13 protein-coding genes and 1 other RNA gene are annotated in these 14676 nt (G+C 65.1%); 6 read left to right on the top strand and 8 right to left on the bottom strand.

The annotated features are described in order from the left end of the window. Window positions 1-91 precede the first annotated feature (91 nt). The 4 genes from IVA88_RS30630 (at window position 92) to IVA88_RS30615 (ending at window position 6789) form a co-directional block, all read left to right on the top strand. Window positions 92-1321, top strand: coding sequence for a cytochrome P450 (locus tag IVA88_RS30630; protein ID WP_247500914.1), 1230 nt, complete (start codon window positions 92-94; stop codon window positions 1319-1321). Between the two features lie 139 nt (window positions 1322-1460). Next, window positions 1461-5090: an AsmA-like C-terminal region-containing protein gene (locus tag IVA88_RS30625; protein WP_247500913.1), complete on the top strand. Its 3630-nt coding sequence runs from the start codon at window positions 1461-1463 to the stop codon at window positions 5088-5090. A gap of 315 nt (window positions 5091-5405) precedes the next feature. Beyond that, window positions 5406-6524 (top strand): DUF2336 domain-containing protein, encoded by a 1119-nt coding sequence (locus tag IVA88_RS30620; protein ID WP_247500912.1) that lies wholly within the window; start codon window positions 5406-5408, stop codon window positions 6522-6524. 34 nt (window positions 6525-6558) lie between these two features. After that, the gene (locus tag IVA88_RS30615) at window positions 6559-6789 is read left to right on the top strand and encodes a hypothetical protein (RefSeq protein ID WP_247500911.1); all 231 of its coding nucleotides are present in this window, start codon (window positions 6559-6561) and stop codon (window positions 6787-6789) included. A 114-nt stretch (window positions 6790-6903) separates the two neighbouring features. Here the strand turns inward: IVA88_RS30615 and IVA88_RS30610 are convergent, their stop codons facing one another. The 8 genes from IVA88_RS30610 to ssrA all read right to left on the bottom strand — a co-directional run bounded on the left by IVA88_RS30610 (window position 6904) and on the right by ssrA (window position 13434). Next, window positions 6904-7401, bottom strand: a complete 498-nt coding sequence (locus IVA88_RS30610; protein WP_247500910.1) for a GNAT family N-acetyltransferase — start codon at window positions 7399-7401, stop codon at window positions 6904-6906. Between the two features lie 478 nt (window positions 7402-7879). Further along, window positions 7880-9751, bottom strand: a complete 1872-nt coding sequence (locus IVA88_RS30605; protein ID WP_247500909.1) for a ferrous iron transporter B — start codon at window positions 9749-9751, stop codon at window positions 7880-7882. A 20-nt stretch (window positions 9752-9771) separates the two neighbouring features. After that, window positions 9772-10047, bottom strand: coding sequence for a FeoA family protein (locus IVA88_RS30600; protein ID WP_247500908.1), 276 nt, complete (start codon window positions 10045-10047; stop codon window positions 9772-9774). A 128-nt stretch (window positions 10048-10175) separates the two neighbouring features. Beyond that, entirely contained in the window at window positions 10176-10430 is a 255-nt protein-coding gene (locus tag IVA88_RS30595) for a ribbon-helix-helix domain-containing protein (protein WP_007600962.1), read from the bottom strand. Then, window positions 10427-10615, bottom strand: a complete 189-nt coding sequence (locus IVA88_RS30590; protein WP_247500907.1) for a DUF4169 family protein — start codon at window positions 10613-10615, stop codon at window positions 10427-10429. The genes IVA88_RS30595 and IVA88_RS30590 overlap by 4 nt, the downstream gene beginning before the upstream one ends. A gap of 277 nt (window positions 10616-10892) precedes the next feature. Further along, window positions 10893-12347, bottom strand: coding sequence for a class II fumarate hydratase (gene fumC / locus IVA88_RS30585; RefSeq protein WP_247500906.1), 1455 nt, complete (start codon window positions 12345-12347; stop codon window positions 10893-10895). An 87-nt stretch (window positions 12348-12434) separates the two neighbouring features. Continuing rightward, the gene (locus IVA88_RS30580; protein WP_247500905.1) at window positions 12435-12953 is read right to left on the bottom strand and encodes a ClpXP protease specificity-enhancing factor SspB; all 519 of its coding nucleotides are present in this window, start codon (window positions 12951-12953) and stop codon (window positions 12435-12437) included. A gap of 114 nt (window positions 12954-13067) precedes the next feature. After that, window positions 13068-13434, bottom strand: a transfer-messenger RNA (tmRNA) gene (gene ssrA, locus IVA88_RS30575). Window positions 13435-13517: 83 nt separating this feature from the next. Here ssrA and IVA88_RS30570 point away from each other — a divergent pair. Next, window positions 13518-14147, top strand: coding sequence for a chromate transporter (locus IVA88_RS30570; protein ID WP_247500904.1), 630 nt, complete (start codon window positions 13518-13520; stop codon window positions 14145-14147). Beyond that, window positions 14144-14674 carry a chromate transporter gene (locus IVA88_RS30565; RefSeq protein ID WP_247500903.1) on the top strand — a complete coding sequence of 177 codons (531 nt, stop codon included), beginning with the start codon at window positions 14144-14146 and terminating at the stop codon, window positions 14672-14674. Before IVA88_RS30570 ends, IVA88_RS30565 begins: the two co-directional genes overlap by 4 nt. The last annotated feature ends 2 nt before the right edge of the window (window positions 14675-14676 follow it).

The raw sequence follows: 14676 nt of genomic DNA, 5'->3' as shown, positions 1-14676 counted from the left end.
TGTATCGAGTTGATAATTCAGGGATGGTTACGCTGCGCAAGAGGGGCTGCCCGGCGTATGCGATTCATGCGGCAACCGATTTGAGGTCACCATGAACGAGCACGTGCAAGGCGCCGGCGGTCCGCTGTTCAATCCGCTGTCACCGGACTTCATCCGCGATCCCTATCCGCATTATGACCGGCTCCGCGCGATCTTTCCGATCCACGTGACGCCGTTCGGCCAGTTCGTCGCCAGCCGCCACGCCGATGTCAGCCTCGTGATGCGCGACAAGCGCTTCGGCAAGGATTTCGTCGAGCGTTCCAAGCGCCGCTATAGCGAGAAGATCATCGAGGAGCCGGTCTTTCGCAGCATGAGCCACTGGATGCTGCAGGCCGATCCGCCCGACCACACCCGCCTGCGCGGCCTCGTCGTGAAGGCGTTCACCGCCCGCCGCGTCGAAGACATGCGGCCGCGCATCCAGGAGATCGTCGACCAGACCATCGACGCCGTGATCGACCGCGGCCACATGGACCTGATCGAGGACTTTGCCTTCCGCCTGCCTGTCACCATCATCTGTGACATGCTCGGCATCCCCGAGGACCATCGCGAGACTTTCTATAACAGCTCGCGCGACGGCGGACGGCTGCTCGACCCGGTGCCGCTCTCGCCGGAGGAGATCGCCAAGGGCAACGCCGGCAACATGATGGCGCAGATGTATTTCCAGCAGCTGTTCGAGCTGCGCCGCCGCAATCCCGGCGACGATCTCATCACCCAGCTGGTGCAGGCCGAGGAAGATGGCAACAAGCTCACCAACGAGGAACTGACCGCCAACATCATCCTGTTGTTCGGCGCCGGCCACGAGACCACGGTCAATCTGATCGGCAACGGCCTGCTTGCGCTGCATCGCAATCCCGACCAGCTCACACTCCTGAAGAAGCGGCCGGAGCTGATGGTGGGCGCCATCGAGGAATTCTTGCGCTACGATTCGTCTGTGCAGATGACCGGGCGGGTCGCGCTGGAGGATATCGACGATGTCGGCGGCGCGAAGATCCCCAAAGGCGAGACCGTGCTCTGCCTGCTGGGCTCGGCCAACCGTGACCCGGCGGTCTATCCAGACCGCCCCGACCGGCTCGATGTCACCCGTCAGAATGTGAAGCCGCTGTCGTTCGGCGGTGGCATCCATTTCTGTCTGGGAGCTCAATTGGCCCGCCTCGAGGCCGAGATCGCCATCGCCACGCTGTTGCGCCGGCTGCCCGACCTGCGCATCGACGACGTCGAAAACCCGGAATGGCGGCCGACCTTCGTGCTGCGCGGCCTGAAGCGGCTGCCTGCGAGCTGGTGATCGCTGCCGGCGTTAACCTCCGCGCGCAACAGCCGCTGTGACTTCGCCACACTTCCCCCTATATAAGGGGCTGTTCCGGTACGTCTGAGGCCCTGCGGCTCAGGCAAGGCCCGCATCCGGTTTGGCCGAGGGGAGACCCGTGCAGACGACGCTGCTCGGATTGGCGATTGCCTTTATCTTAGCGCTGCTGGCCGCGCTGATCGGGCCTTACTTCGTCGACTGGAACCAGTTCAGGCCCCAGTTCGAAGCCGAGGCCGGCAGGATCATCGGCGTCCCGGTGCGGGTGGCGGGCGAGCTCGACGCGCGGTTGTTGCCGGCGCCGACGTTGCGGCTGCGCGCGGTCACCTTCGGCGGCAACAACGATCTCGGCCGTCTGCGCGCCGACAAGCTCGACGTCGAGTTCAGCCTGAGCTCCCTGATGCGCGGCGAATGGCGCGCCACCGAGCTTTCGGTCAATGGCATGGCGGTCGATCTCGGCCTCGACGCGCGCGGGCGCGTCGATTTGCCGTCCACCGCGAGCGGCAGCTTCAATCTGGCTTCGCTGGCGATCGAGCGGCTGAACCTCACCGGCCGCATCGCCCTGCATGATGCCGCCAGCCGTTCGACACTGGAGCTGAGCGACATCGCCTTCTCCGGCGACGTGCGCTCCCTGGCCGGCTCGGTCCGGGGCGACGGCAGTTTCACCGCCACTAGGGTGCGCTATCCGTTCCGTGTCTCCTCCGGCCCGAGCGCCGACGGCAACGCCACCCGCCTCCACCTCAACATCGATCCCGGCGAGCGCGCGATCTCGGCCGATCTCGAAGGCGTGCTTGCCTTCGACAACCGCCTGCCGAAATTCGAGGGCGCGCTGACGCTGGCTGTGCCAGCGCCGAAGAAGCTGGGCGATGCGGGGCCGATGCCCTGGAAGCTCACAACCAAACTCAAGGCCGATCCGGCCGGCGCCAAGTTCGAGCAGGTCGATGCCAGTTTCGGCCCCGAAGACTCCGCGCTGAAGCTCGGCGGCGTCGGCGATATCAGGTTCGGCGCTTCGCCGCTGTTGCGTGCGGTGCTGTCGGCGCGTCAGGTCGATGCCGACAAGCTCACGGCCAAGGACGATGCCGAGCCGCAGCGCATCCTTCCGGCGCTCCGTGCAGGGCTGGCCGCAATCCCGCAGGCGCCGATTCCGGCGCAGATCGAGTTCAACTCCGACCAGATCATGCTCGGGGCACGTCCGCTCCAGAACATCACGGCCGAGCTTGCGACCGACGGAAGGTCCTGGACCTTCCAGCGGCTCGAGCTGCGCGCGCCAGGCCAGACGCAGCTCTCGCTCAATGGCGCGACGCCCGGCGCCGACAGCTTCAGCGGCCGTCTCAGCGTCGATTCCTCCGATCCCGATACGCTGGTGGCCTGGCTCCAGGGCCGCAGCGAGGTCAATCGCCGCAGCACGCGGCCGCTGCGCCTTGCCGGCGACGTGACCATCGCCGCCAACCATTTCGCCATCGACAGGCTGAAGGCCGAGATCGAGGGCGGCGCGGTCGAAGGCCGCATCGCTTTCGTCCAGACCGGCGCGAGCAAGGGCTCGCGGATCGACGCGGAGCTCAAGGCCGACCGCCTCGACCTCGATGCCGCCGCAAGTTTCGTGCGCGCGCTCGCGGGGCCGCAGGGAGAATGGCCGGAGGAAGCGAAGCTTTCACTCGATATCGGCCGCGCGATCTCGGCGGGACAGGAGTTGCGGCCATTCGCGGCGAAGCTCGGCTACGGTCCGGCGGCGCTGTCGCTGGAGCGGTTGCGGTTCGGCCAGGCCAGCGGCGTGACCACGGAAGCGAGCGGCAGCTTCGACCGTGCCAAGGCCACGGGCAGGCTCGCACTGAAATCCTCCGCCAATTCGCTGCGCGAGCTCACGGCGCTGCTCGAGCCGATTGCGCCTTCGGTGCGCGCGCGCTTCGACGCCATCCCGTCGCTGTCAGGTGCGACCCGCCTGAAGCTCGACCTCAGCCTCGACAAGAACGCCGAGCACGCCGATCGCAATGACGCGCGCGCCGTGCTCGACCTCGACGCACCGCAGCTCAAGGCCACCGCGACGCTGGTCGCGCAGACGCCGGTGGCGGCCGTCAACGGCATCGACATCGACCGCTTGCGCAACAGCGACTTCACGCTCGACTCGAAAATCTCGACACCGCGGGCCGGCGCACTGCTGGTGTTGCTCGGGCTCGATCGCGTCATGGCAGCAGGCGAGGGTGCTTCGCAGTTCGAGGGCAAGCTGAGCGGCGCGTGGCGCCATCCGTTGCAATTGAATGCAAAGCTCAGCGGCGGCGGACTGGACGCGGACGCACAAGGCAGCGTCGAATTGTCGGAGCCCAAATCGTCCGAACTCAAGACCAGCGTGAACCTGCGCGTGCGCAATGCCAATCTGGCGCCGCTGTTCGGGACCAGCGCGGCCGATAAATCGGTGCAGGCCGTCAATCTGTCCTCGCGCGTCGGCCTCTCCGGCAATCGCCTGACTTTCGACGATCTCGACAGCAGCGTAGCCGGCTCGCATTTGCGCGGCCATCTGGCGGTGACGCTCGATCAGGAGAAGACCGTCGACGGCGAAGTCGGTCTGGATACGCTCGACCTCGTGCCGGCACTCGCGATGGCCATCGGCGCGGCCGGACACGATGCCGGCGAGCCGTTGGGTACGGGGCTTCTCGGTGGCTGGCGCGGCCGCATCGCCTTCCAGGCGTTGCACGGCACGTTGCCCGGCGGGATCGAGCTGCGCCCCTTCGGCGGTACGATCCGGAGCGACGGTCAGTCGCTCGCGCTCGATGCGCTCAAGGGCGGCGTCGGCGGCGGCCAGATATCGGCGAGTCTTGATGCACGCAATGGCGCCAATGGTCTGACGTTGAACGCGCGTATCGAGCTCGGCAATGTCGATGCGGCGGCGCTGCGCTACCGGGACCTCGCCCTGCCGAAGGGACGGGCCTCGGCGCAGATGGCGCTGACCAGCCAGGGTCGCAGCGTTGCCGCGCTTACCGGCGCGCTTGCCGGCAACGGCACGGTGACGCTGGACGCCGCTGAAATCTCCGGCCTCAATCCGCGCGCCTTCGAGATCGCCATCCGCGCCAGCGACGGCGGCCAAATTGCCGACGACAACCGGCTGCGGCAGCTGGTGGAGCCCGCGCTGTCGGCGGGCCCGATTGCAGTGGCTTCGGCGCAGATCCCGTTCACGATCCGCGACGGCCGCCTGCGCGTCGGCGCAACGCCGTTAGAGGCGAAGAACGCGCGTGCCATCGTCTCCGGCGGCTACGACATCCCCGCAGACCAGGCCGACATCCGGGCCAGCCTGACGCCGATCATGACCGGGCTCTCGGGCGCGCCGCCGGAGATTCAGCTGTTCGCGGCCGGTCCCCCCGACAGGCTCAACCGCACTGTCGATCTCGGGCCGCTGTCCTCATGGCTCGCGGTGCGCATGATCGACCGCGAGACGCGGCGGCTGGATGCCATCGAGCGCGGCGAGCCGCCGCCGGCAACCGCTGCGCTGCCGACACTGGTCTCGCCAGATCCGGTGCCGGAGCCGTCGCTGCTGGATGTGCCGATGCCCGGCCGCGATCCGCGCCGTGCGCCGGCGAAGCCTAAGATCGCGCCGACACCGAAGGCGCCGCAGGCAGCTCCCGCCGCTCCGAGCCCGCCGCTTGCAAGCCAGCAGATCGCACCGTTGCCCCCGCCGATCGACGTGAGGCCGGCCCCAGGCCCGCCGCCCGCCAAGCCCAGGCCCAAGCCGCCGCTGGTCCTGACGCCGTCGAATCCTTAAGGGCAGAACTCGTCATGCCCGGGCTTGTCCCGGGCATCCACGTTCGTCATGCGGCGACGCGTGGAGGCCGGGACAAGCCCGGCCATGACGATGAGGAAGCTTCATCCTCCAAGCTCTGACGCCACAACTGAACCCTGCCCAGCGATAAACCTATTCCTCCGCATTTTAACGAATTTTGCTCGGCAAAACTGATCTGCCGACTTTACCGGATTCTCGCGTTTGTTCCCTAGTCTCTGTTCCCAGAGAAATCCGGTGTCCCGCCACGAGCGGCTGGGCCGCTCGCCCAAGAAACTGCCAAGAACTGGGGTTATCGAGATGAACGGCGCGACAACACTTCTGCAGGATCTGGACGATGCGATCGCGCGCGGCACCGACGAAAGCCGGACCAAGGCGTTGTGGCATGCGACGGACATTCTGATCACCGGCCGCTACAGCGACGACGAGATCAGCATGTTCGGCGAGGTCATCGGCCGGCTCGCCGACGAGATCGAGGTCGCCGCGCGCGCGCAGCTCTCGGAGTTGATGTCGGCGTGCGATCACGCTCCGCTCAACGTTATCGAAAAGCTCGCGCTCGATGACGAGATCGATGTCGCCGGTCCCGTGCTGCGCGACTCCAATCGTCTCGACGAGAAGATGCTGCTCGAGAGCGCAATGACCAAGGGCCAGTCGCATCTGCTCGCGATCGCCCAGCGCAAGTCGATCGGCGAGGCCGTCACCGACGTGCTGGTCAAGCGCGGCGACCAGGAGGTGGTGACGTCGGTTGCCAGGAACGAGGGCGCGCGCTTCTCCGGTTCGGGCCTGCTCCACATGGTCCGCCGCGCCGAAGGCGACTCGATTCTTGCCGAGCAGCTCGGCCTGCGCAAGGACGTGCCGCGCCACATCTTCCAGCAGCTGATCTCGAAGGCTTCGGAAGACGTCCGCCGTAGGCTCGAGCAGGAGCGCCCCGAGATGATGGCGCAGCTCCAGAGTTCGGTGACCGAGGTCACCGGCGACCTGCAGTCCAAGTTCGGCCCGTCCTCGCGCAGCTATTTCGTCGCCAAGCGGGTGGTGACGACGCAGTACCGGCAGGGCAACCTGAACCAGGCGTCGATCTCGAACTATGCGCGCCAGCACCGCTTCGACGAGGTGCAGATCGGCCTGTCATTGTTGTCGTCGCTGCCGGTCGACGTGATCGAGCGGGCGATGATGGACCGCAATCGCGAGATGATCCTGGTGCTGTGCAAGGCGCTCGACTTCTCCTGGGACACGACCATGTCGCTGCTGTTCCTCGGCGCCAAGGATCATCTGATCACGGCGCGCGAGCTCCACGACAACGAGCGCGATTTCGGCAAGCTCAAGGTCGAGACCTCGCGCAGCGTTTTGAAATTCTACCAGTCGCGCAAGACGGCGGGTGCCGACGCGGGCCGTCAGCCCGAGCTCCAACAGGTGCACTGAGCATCATCCCGGAATTCAAAGGGGAGTATTTGCAATGTTGCCTCAATTCGGCACCGCAGTTCGCAAGACTAAAAGCCTCACCGCCGACGTCGGCGGAGCACCGGACAAGGCCTCGGTCGATGCCGCCTGGCTCGTCCTCGAAGCCGCCAACGACCTCGGCGACCACGCTGCCATCGCAGCCTGCCGCCGCGTCATCGACGCCGAGCTGAACGGCACGGCGGCCGGAAGCGCGGATGTCGATCTCGTGGTGGGGTATTTCAGGTAAGACGAATTTCTGTTCAAGAACATCGTCCTGCTGTGCGTTTGCGCGGTGTTGTTTCTGGCCTCTCTGCCGCAATCCGTTGTCTGGCTGCGCACCGGGTGATCGTCGGGCCGTCTCTCACCGCCGGATGCGGTAGATTACGACGTCTTCGCCGTGACGGACCGTGCTTCGCTCGAGCAGATAGTTCGACTTCTCCAGCACGCGTCGCGATGCGCCGTTTCCGGCGAAGACGATGCCGATCAGAGACGGCAGCTGGTGGTGTAACAGTCCGATATCCGTCAGCGCGGTCGCGATCTCGCTTGCAAGTCCCTGGCCCCAGAGTTCGCGCTTGAACGCGTAGGCAATCTCGATCTCGTCGATGTCATCCACCAGGATGTGCCGGATTCCCGCCCGCCCGGCGAATGCCCCGTCTTTCGTGCGCAGTGTCCACAGCCCGAAGCCATGCTGGTCCCAATGCGCCATATTGGCGTCGAGATAGGTCTTGGTCCTCTCCGCCGGGCGCACACCCCCGATATAGCGGGACACCTCGGCATCGAGATGCAATGCGACGAGGTCGGCGAGGTGATCTTCGTGCAACCTCTCGGCCGTGAGCCTCGCCGTGCTGAAATGTTCCATTGGGACCGTTCTGTCTGGCATTTGGCCTCGCATTGGCGGCACAGTTTGCGCTTAAATGGAGCGGATCGGAACGGTGCTGGCACATAAGCCAGCTTGATCCTAGGTGTGTTCGGTCATAGCGAGGCTTTAGCCACCGCTGTACCGTCGCGGAGCCGTCAAAGCCGATCAAAACGCGGTGGACTGTCGAGGCAGCGGAATCGCCGGGGGCGCATGCCAAAGCGGTGACGGCATCACGTACGTTCCAATAGGGAAACGAGACCGGAGGCTGCTTCGAGCCGTCTCCCTTTGATTGTCCCGGCAATCTCTCGATAATGCCATCATGCTCCTGTTTTGCCCGACGGAGCAACCGGCCTGTGTGCCGGGCGCTGGTTCTGTGCCAGCTACGGTCAGCTGATTTAGCACACGCGTAAGCCATTGATTTCACAACCCCCCTCTACTGTGCATGGGGTTGTTTTCGCGCTTTTGTTTCGAGAGGGCGCTACCCCGCGCCGAACGCGACCGCGACGTTGTAGGTCAGAAGGCTCGCCGCATAGGCCAGCACCAGCATGTAGCCGAAGGTGACGGCCATCCAGGTCCAGCTTCCGGTCTCGCGCCGGATTACCGCCAGCGTCGATGCGCATTGCGGGGCGAAGATGTACCAGGCCAGCATCGACAGCGCGGTTGCGAGCGACCATTTGGTTGCCAGCACCTGGCCGATCTGCTCGGCCGCTTCCTTGCCGCCTTCGATCGCGTAGACGGTGCCGAGCGCCGCGACCGCGACCTCGCGCGCCGCCATGCCCGGGATCAGTGCGACCGCGATCTGCCAGTTGAAGCCGACCGGAGCCAGCAGGGGTTCGAGCGCCTTGCCGATGATCGCGGCCAGGCTGAAGTCGATCGCCGGTTCGGTCGCGCCTGCCGGGGGCTGCGGGAACGAGGCCAGAAACCAGATCAGCACCATCATCGAGAAGATCGTGGTGCCGGCGCGGTGCAGGAACATCTTGGCCCGGGTATAGACGCCGATCGCGATCGATTTCAGCCGCGGCATCTTGTAGTCCGGCAGCTCCAGCATGAACGGCGCCGGCGCATAGTCGCGCAGCATGAAGAATTTTATGAGGAACGAGACGGCTAGCGCGCTGGCGATGCCGACGGCATAGAGGCCGAACATCACCAGGCCCTGGAGGTTGATGAAGCCCCAGACCTCTCTTGCCGGAATGAAGGCGGAGATGATCAGCGTGTAGACGGGAATGCGCGCCGAGCAGGTCATCAGCGGCGCGATCAGGATCGTGGTCAGCCGGTCGCGCTTGTTGTCGATCACGCGCGTCGCCATGATGCCGGGGATGGCGCAGGCAAAGCTCGACAGCAGCGGAATGAAGGCGCGCCCGTGCAGGCCGGCGCCGCCCATGATGCGGTCCATCAGGAACGCGGCGCGCGCCATGTAGCCGAAATCTTCTAGCAGCAGGATGAACAAGAAAATGATGATGATCTGCGGCAGGAACACGATGACGCTGCCGACGCCCGAGATCACGCCGTTCTGCAGGAAACTCTGCAGCAGGCCGGCGGGCAGGGTGGCGTGCACGAACTCGCCGAGCGCGTCGAAGCCCGAATTGAGCAGCTCCATCAGCGGCTGCGCCCAGGCGAACACCGCCTGGAACATCACGAACAGGATAGCGGCGAGCACGATCAGCCCGCCGACGGGATGCAGCACGATCGCGTCGATTCGCGCCGTCCAGGTGTCGGGTCTAGCAGGCAGGCTGACGCAGTCGGCGATGATGCGGTCGGCCTCGCGCTGGGTGGCCCGCAACTCGGCCACGCTAAGTGCCCGCCAGTTGTTCTCCCCCGGCTCGGCGGCGAGCTTGGCCGAGATCTCGTCGGTCAGCGACAGCAGGTCGGCGGTGCCGCCCTTGCGCACCGCGATCGAGGTGACCACGGGCACGCCGAGCTCCTTGGCGAGCCGCTCGACGTCGACAGTGATACCGCGGCGCGCGGCGATGTCGAACATGTTGAGCACGAGGATCATCGGCCGGCCGGTGCGCTTGAGCTCGAGCAGCAGGCGGATGGTCAGGCGCAGATTGGTGGAATCGGCCACGCACAGCACGAGGTCGGGCACGGTCTCGCCGGTGGCCTTGCCGAGCACGAAATCGCGGGTGATCTCCTCGTCCGGGCTGCGTCCGCGCAGTGAATAGGTGCCGGGCAGGTCGACCACGGAGACCTGGCGTCCCAAGGGCGTGACGAAGAAGCCTTCCTTGCGCTCGACGGTGACGCCGGGATAGTTCGCGACCTTCTGCCGGCTGCCGGTCAGCGCATTGAACAGCGAGGTCTTGCCGCTGTTTGGCGTGCCGACCAGGGCGAGGTGAAGGAGAGGCAATTCCATGGAATTGGGGTCCGGTCGCGTCAGGCGACGATAATGGCCATGGCTTCGCGACGGCGGACCGCGATGGTGATGCTGTCGACCCGCACGGCGATCGGATCGCGCCCGACCAGCCCCTCGTGCAGGACCTCGACCCGGGCGCCCTCGACGAAGCCGAGCTCGATCAGCCGGCTCTCGAGCTCGACGTCCGAAAGCGCCGAGCCCGCGTCCTTGGCGGAAAGGTGCTGGATGACACCGGTATAGCCGCGCTGGGCCAGGCCCAGCGGCATCTGCGAACGCGTATCATGGATGTCGGTCATGCCCTGTATTTTCAACGCAGGGCATCGAGGTCAAGCGCGCTTGGTCGCCGAAACTGCACCTTAGAGTGATTTTAAAGTAGCAGCTTCGTGACGGAGGCGATCGGCGGCAGGATCGACGCCAATGCGGCCTACTGGGCCGGGACCTTCTCCGCCTGGATGGCGGCCATGGCGCGGCTCTTGAAGTAGTCGAGGACGAACAGGCGGATCGCCGAGGACAGATTGCCCTGCTGCCGGTTGCCGTCGATCTCGCCGACCAGCTCGGACAGCGTCATGTTGCGCAGGCCCGAGATCTCCTTCATGCCATTCCAGAACGCCTCTTCCAGGCTGACGCTGGTCTTGTGGCCGGCGACGACGATCGACCTTTTCACGACGGGCGACTTCATGGCTGCTCCTCGCGATCGATCTGGTGCTGGTCCAGATGTGCCTTCGCCTGTTCCGCGCGCGTCTCCTCCGCCGACCGCTCCGCCTTCGTGCGGCCGAACTTCGTTCGGTTGGCGTCCGCCTGCTTCGCCGTGGCTTCCCGCTCGGCGCGCTTCCGGAAACGATTCAGGTTGATGACGTTCGCCATGTCGCGTCTCCATCATCCGATCCTCCGTACGCAGGATGAAACATTCAGAAACCGTGCGCCGCACTGCGCCCAATGAGACTTGATCGCCATTCGCTTGTCCTCGTCAATCGGCCACTTCGGCCATCAAACGATGAATTCCGCCCAGTGGAGGGCAGAGGGGCCGCGTAACACGCCTTCCCGCCGCGACATTGACGGTAATCAAATCCCGCCTTCAAAGCCTCATGTTTCTGCGACACGCGGGTCCGTATCACTACGGATGGCTATCGGAATTCGGAAGTCATCCAGGCCGCGTCATTTTCTCCGGCTGCACTAGGCGGTCGAACTCGGCCGCCGAGACGAAGCCGAGCCGCAGCGCCTCTTCCTTCAGCGTGGTGCCGTTGGCGTGCGCCGTCTTGGCCACCTTGGCAGCGTTGTCATAGCCGATCTTGGGGGCGAGCGCCGTCACCAGCATCAGCGAGCGCTGCATCAGCTCCCTGATGCGCTTCTCGTCGGCGCGGATGCCGCTGACGCAATGGTCGGTGAAAGATCGCGCGGCATCAGCCATCAGCCGGATCGAGTGCAGCATATTGTAGGCCAGCACGGGCTTGTAGACGTTGAGCTCGAAATGGCCCTGGCTGCCGGCGATCGTGATCGCGGTGTGATTGCCGAACACCTGGCAGCACACCATGGTCATCGCCTCGCATTGCGTCGGATTGACCTTGCCCGGCATGATCGAGGAGCCCGGCTCGTTCTCCGGCAGCATCAGTTCGCCGAGGCCCGAACGCGGACCCGATCCGAGCAGGCGGATGTCGTTGGCGATCTTGAACAGGCCTGTCGCGACCGAATTGATGGCGCCGTGCGCCAGCACATAGGCGTCGTTTGAGGCCAGCGCCTCGAATTTGTTGGCGGCGCTGGTGAAGGGCAGCTTCGTAATCCCGGCGACGTGCTTTGCGAACGATTTTGCAAAGCGCGGCTTCGAGTTGAGGCCGGTGCCGACGGCGGTGCCGCCCTGCGCCAGCGGATAGAGCTCCTTCACCGCGACCTTGAGCCGGGCGATGCCGCTTTCGACCTGCGCGGCATAGCCGGAAAATTCCTGGCCGAGCGTCAGCGGCGTCGCATCCTGGGTGTGGGTGCGGCCGATCTTGACGATCGTTGCGAACTCCTTCTCCTTCTTGCGCAGCGCGCGCAGCAATTCGCCGAGGGCAGGGACGAGATCGGCGGTGATGCGGCTCGCCGCCGCGATGTGCATCGCGGTCGGGAACGAGTCGTTCGACGACTGGCTCATGTTGACGTGATCGTTGGGATGCACCGGCTTCTTGCTGCCGAGCTCGCCGCCCAGGAGCTCATTGGCGCGGTTGGCGATGACTTCGTTGAGATTCATGTTGCTCTGCGTGCCCGAGCCGGTCTGCCACACCACCAGCGGAAAATGGTCGTCCAGCTTGCCCTCGATCACCTCGCGCGCGGCGCGGATGATGGCGCTGGCGCGGCGCTGGTCGAGCAGGCCGAGCTCCTGGTTTGACTGCGCCGCGGCAAGCTTGACGATGCCGAGCGCATGCACGAGCGAGATCGGCATGCGATCGATGCCGATGCGAAAATTCTGGCGCGAGCGTTCGGTCTGCGCCCCCCAATAGCGATCGGCGAGGACCTCGATGGGGCCGAAGCTGTCGGTCTCGATGCGGATCGCGGGGTGGGAGCGGTCGGTCTTCGAGCGGGCAATCTTCGAGCGAGAAGTTTTGGCCATGAGCACATCCATTCCGCCGCACGAAATGCCGCGCGGCCTCTTTATGTGCCCCTATATAGGGAGTTTGGCCGCCTGCGACGGGCTCCGGCTCGATCTAGATCATTTCTTGCGGAAACGATCCAATCGCACGACTTCGGCGCCGCCCTGGTTCGGGGCCGCCGGCTCATCAGTGCTTTCCGCCGGATCAGTGGCAGGTGTCGGCACTGCGACCGCGGATGGGGCAGGAGCGGCCGGCAATGTCTCGGGCGAGGCCTCGGCGACATCGGAGGTCTCGAATTGGAGGCCGAATTTCACGGACGGATCGAGGAAGCTCTTGATGGCGCTGAACGGCACGACCAGCCGCTCCGGAATGCCGCCGAAGGACAGGCCGACCTCGAAGCGGTCCTCGAGCACGGTCAGATCCCAGAACTGGTGCTGCAGGATGATCGTCATCTCTTCCGGATATTGCGCCAGCAGCCGCGGCGAGATCTTCACGCCCTCGGCCTTCGAGGCAAAGGTGATGAAGAAATGGTGCTCGCCCGGCAGTCCCTGGGACGCGGCATCGGTCAGCACTTTGCGCAGCACGCCGCGCAGGGCGTCGCGGGCCAGCACATCGTATCGGATATGATCGGTCGCCATGGTGGTCCTGTTGCATTCCAGGAGTTGGGCCCTGCCGGCCCGACTCGCCAAGTCGCAATAGTACCGCGCCTGACGGGTCAGCAGGAGTCCCCGCCGGGTAGGAAATAAGAGGTAAGTGGAGGCTTCTGTTGCCAGGTGCCTCCGAACCCCGCCTAACGGAGCTTAACCCGTTAGGACTTCAGAATGGTCTTTCAAACTGCGTTACGCAGCCTGAGCAACCGGAGCAAAGTTGTCGTTGGCAACTATTGCATAGCCCGATAACGGCGGAACAATACCGGGAAAAAGTTCGCCCTTTACGCCCTCGTCGATCCTATTTCGCCCCCGCCAAAGCCCGCTTTTTGGGCTAGCCCGCTGGTGGGCTTTGGTGGAGGCGCCGGGTACCGCCCCCGGGTCCGAATGGTTTATTGCGACGACCGTTTATTTCCATAGCCGGCGAACCGGCACCCCCAATATAGGGGGCAAACGTTTCAAATAACAGGTGTTTCGAGCCGCCATTCCAAGGTTCTCTTGGACAGGTTCCGGGCGGGCTTGGCCGCGCGGCAGCCGGCATTCTAAGCTCCTGACATGTCCGAGGTTTCCGCACCGGCTGCCCAAGAACCAGATCAAGCACGAGATCGAGCGCCGGACCGTCCAGCCACCAGCGCCGCCCCGCCGGGCTTGCTCGCGCTGTTCCTGGCCTTCGCCCGGATGTCGCTGGCGGGTTTCGGCGGGGTTTTGGTATTCGCCCGGCAGGCCATCGTCGAGCAGCATCGCTGGATGACGGCGGACGAGTTCAACGAGACTTTTGCGCTCTGCCATTTCCTGCCCGGGCCCAACATCGTCAATCTGTCGATGGTGTTCGGCGCGCGGCTGCGCGGGATCGCCGGCGGTATTGCCGCCTGTGCAGGGCTGCTGCTGCCGCCCACGCTGATCATGACGGTGCTCGCGATCATCTACGCCCGGTTCGGCGATGGGGAGGTGCTGCGCCGCATCCTCGCGGGCATCTCCTGTGCGGCGGTCGGCCTCTTGATCGCGGTGGTCTTCCGGATGATGACGCCGCTGCTCAAGCGGCTGGACGCCGTCGCGCTCATCCTGATGCTGGGCGTGTTCCTCGCGATTGGCGTCGTTCGCCTGCCGCTCCAGGCCGTGCTTCTGGTCGCGATCCCCGTCAGTGTCGGCGCCACCTTCCTGATGCGGCGTAAGGTAGCAGCATGAACGCGGAGAACCCGATCCGGGCGCTGATCTCGACCTTTGCTCTGATGTCGCTTTTCGCAGTCGGCGGTGCCGCGGCAGCGGTGCCCGAAATGCACCGCATCGCGGTCGATGTGCATCACTGGATGACCGACAAGCAGTTCACCGACGCCTATGCGATCGCGCAGCTCTCACCAGGTCCGAACGTGCTTATCGTCACGTTGATCGGCTATGCCGTCGCCGGAATTCCCGGCGCGCTGGCGGCGACCTTGGCCATGTGCCTGCCCACCGCGCTGCTTGCCTATTATGTCAGCCGGCTCCTCAACCGGCCCAGCCAATCGCGCTGGCCGCGGCTGATCCAGGCTGCACTGGTTCCGCTCTCGATCGGCTTGATGGCGGCGAGCGCCCTGATCCTTGCCCAGTCGACCGATCGCACGTTTGCTGCGCTGCTTCTGACCGCGGCGGTTGCAGTGGTCGCATCCGTCTCGCGCATCAATCCACTGTGGTTTTTGCTTGCCGGGGGCCTTTTGGGTTTTGCTGGCATTGTGTAATG

The sequence above is a fragment of the Bradyrhizobium sp. 149 genome (assembly GCF_023073915.1).
GTDB lineage: Bacteria > Pseudomonadota > Alphaproteobacteria > Rhizobiales > Xanthobacteraceae > Bradyrhizobium.
This window is presented reverse-complemented; position numbering and strand designations above follow the sequence as displayed.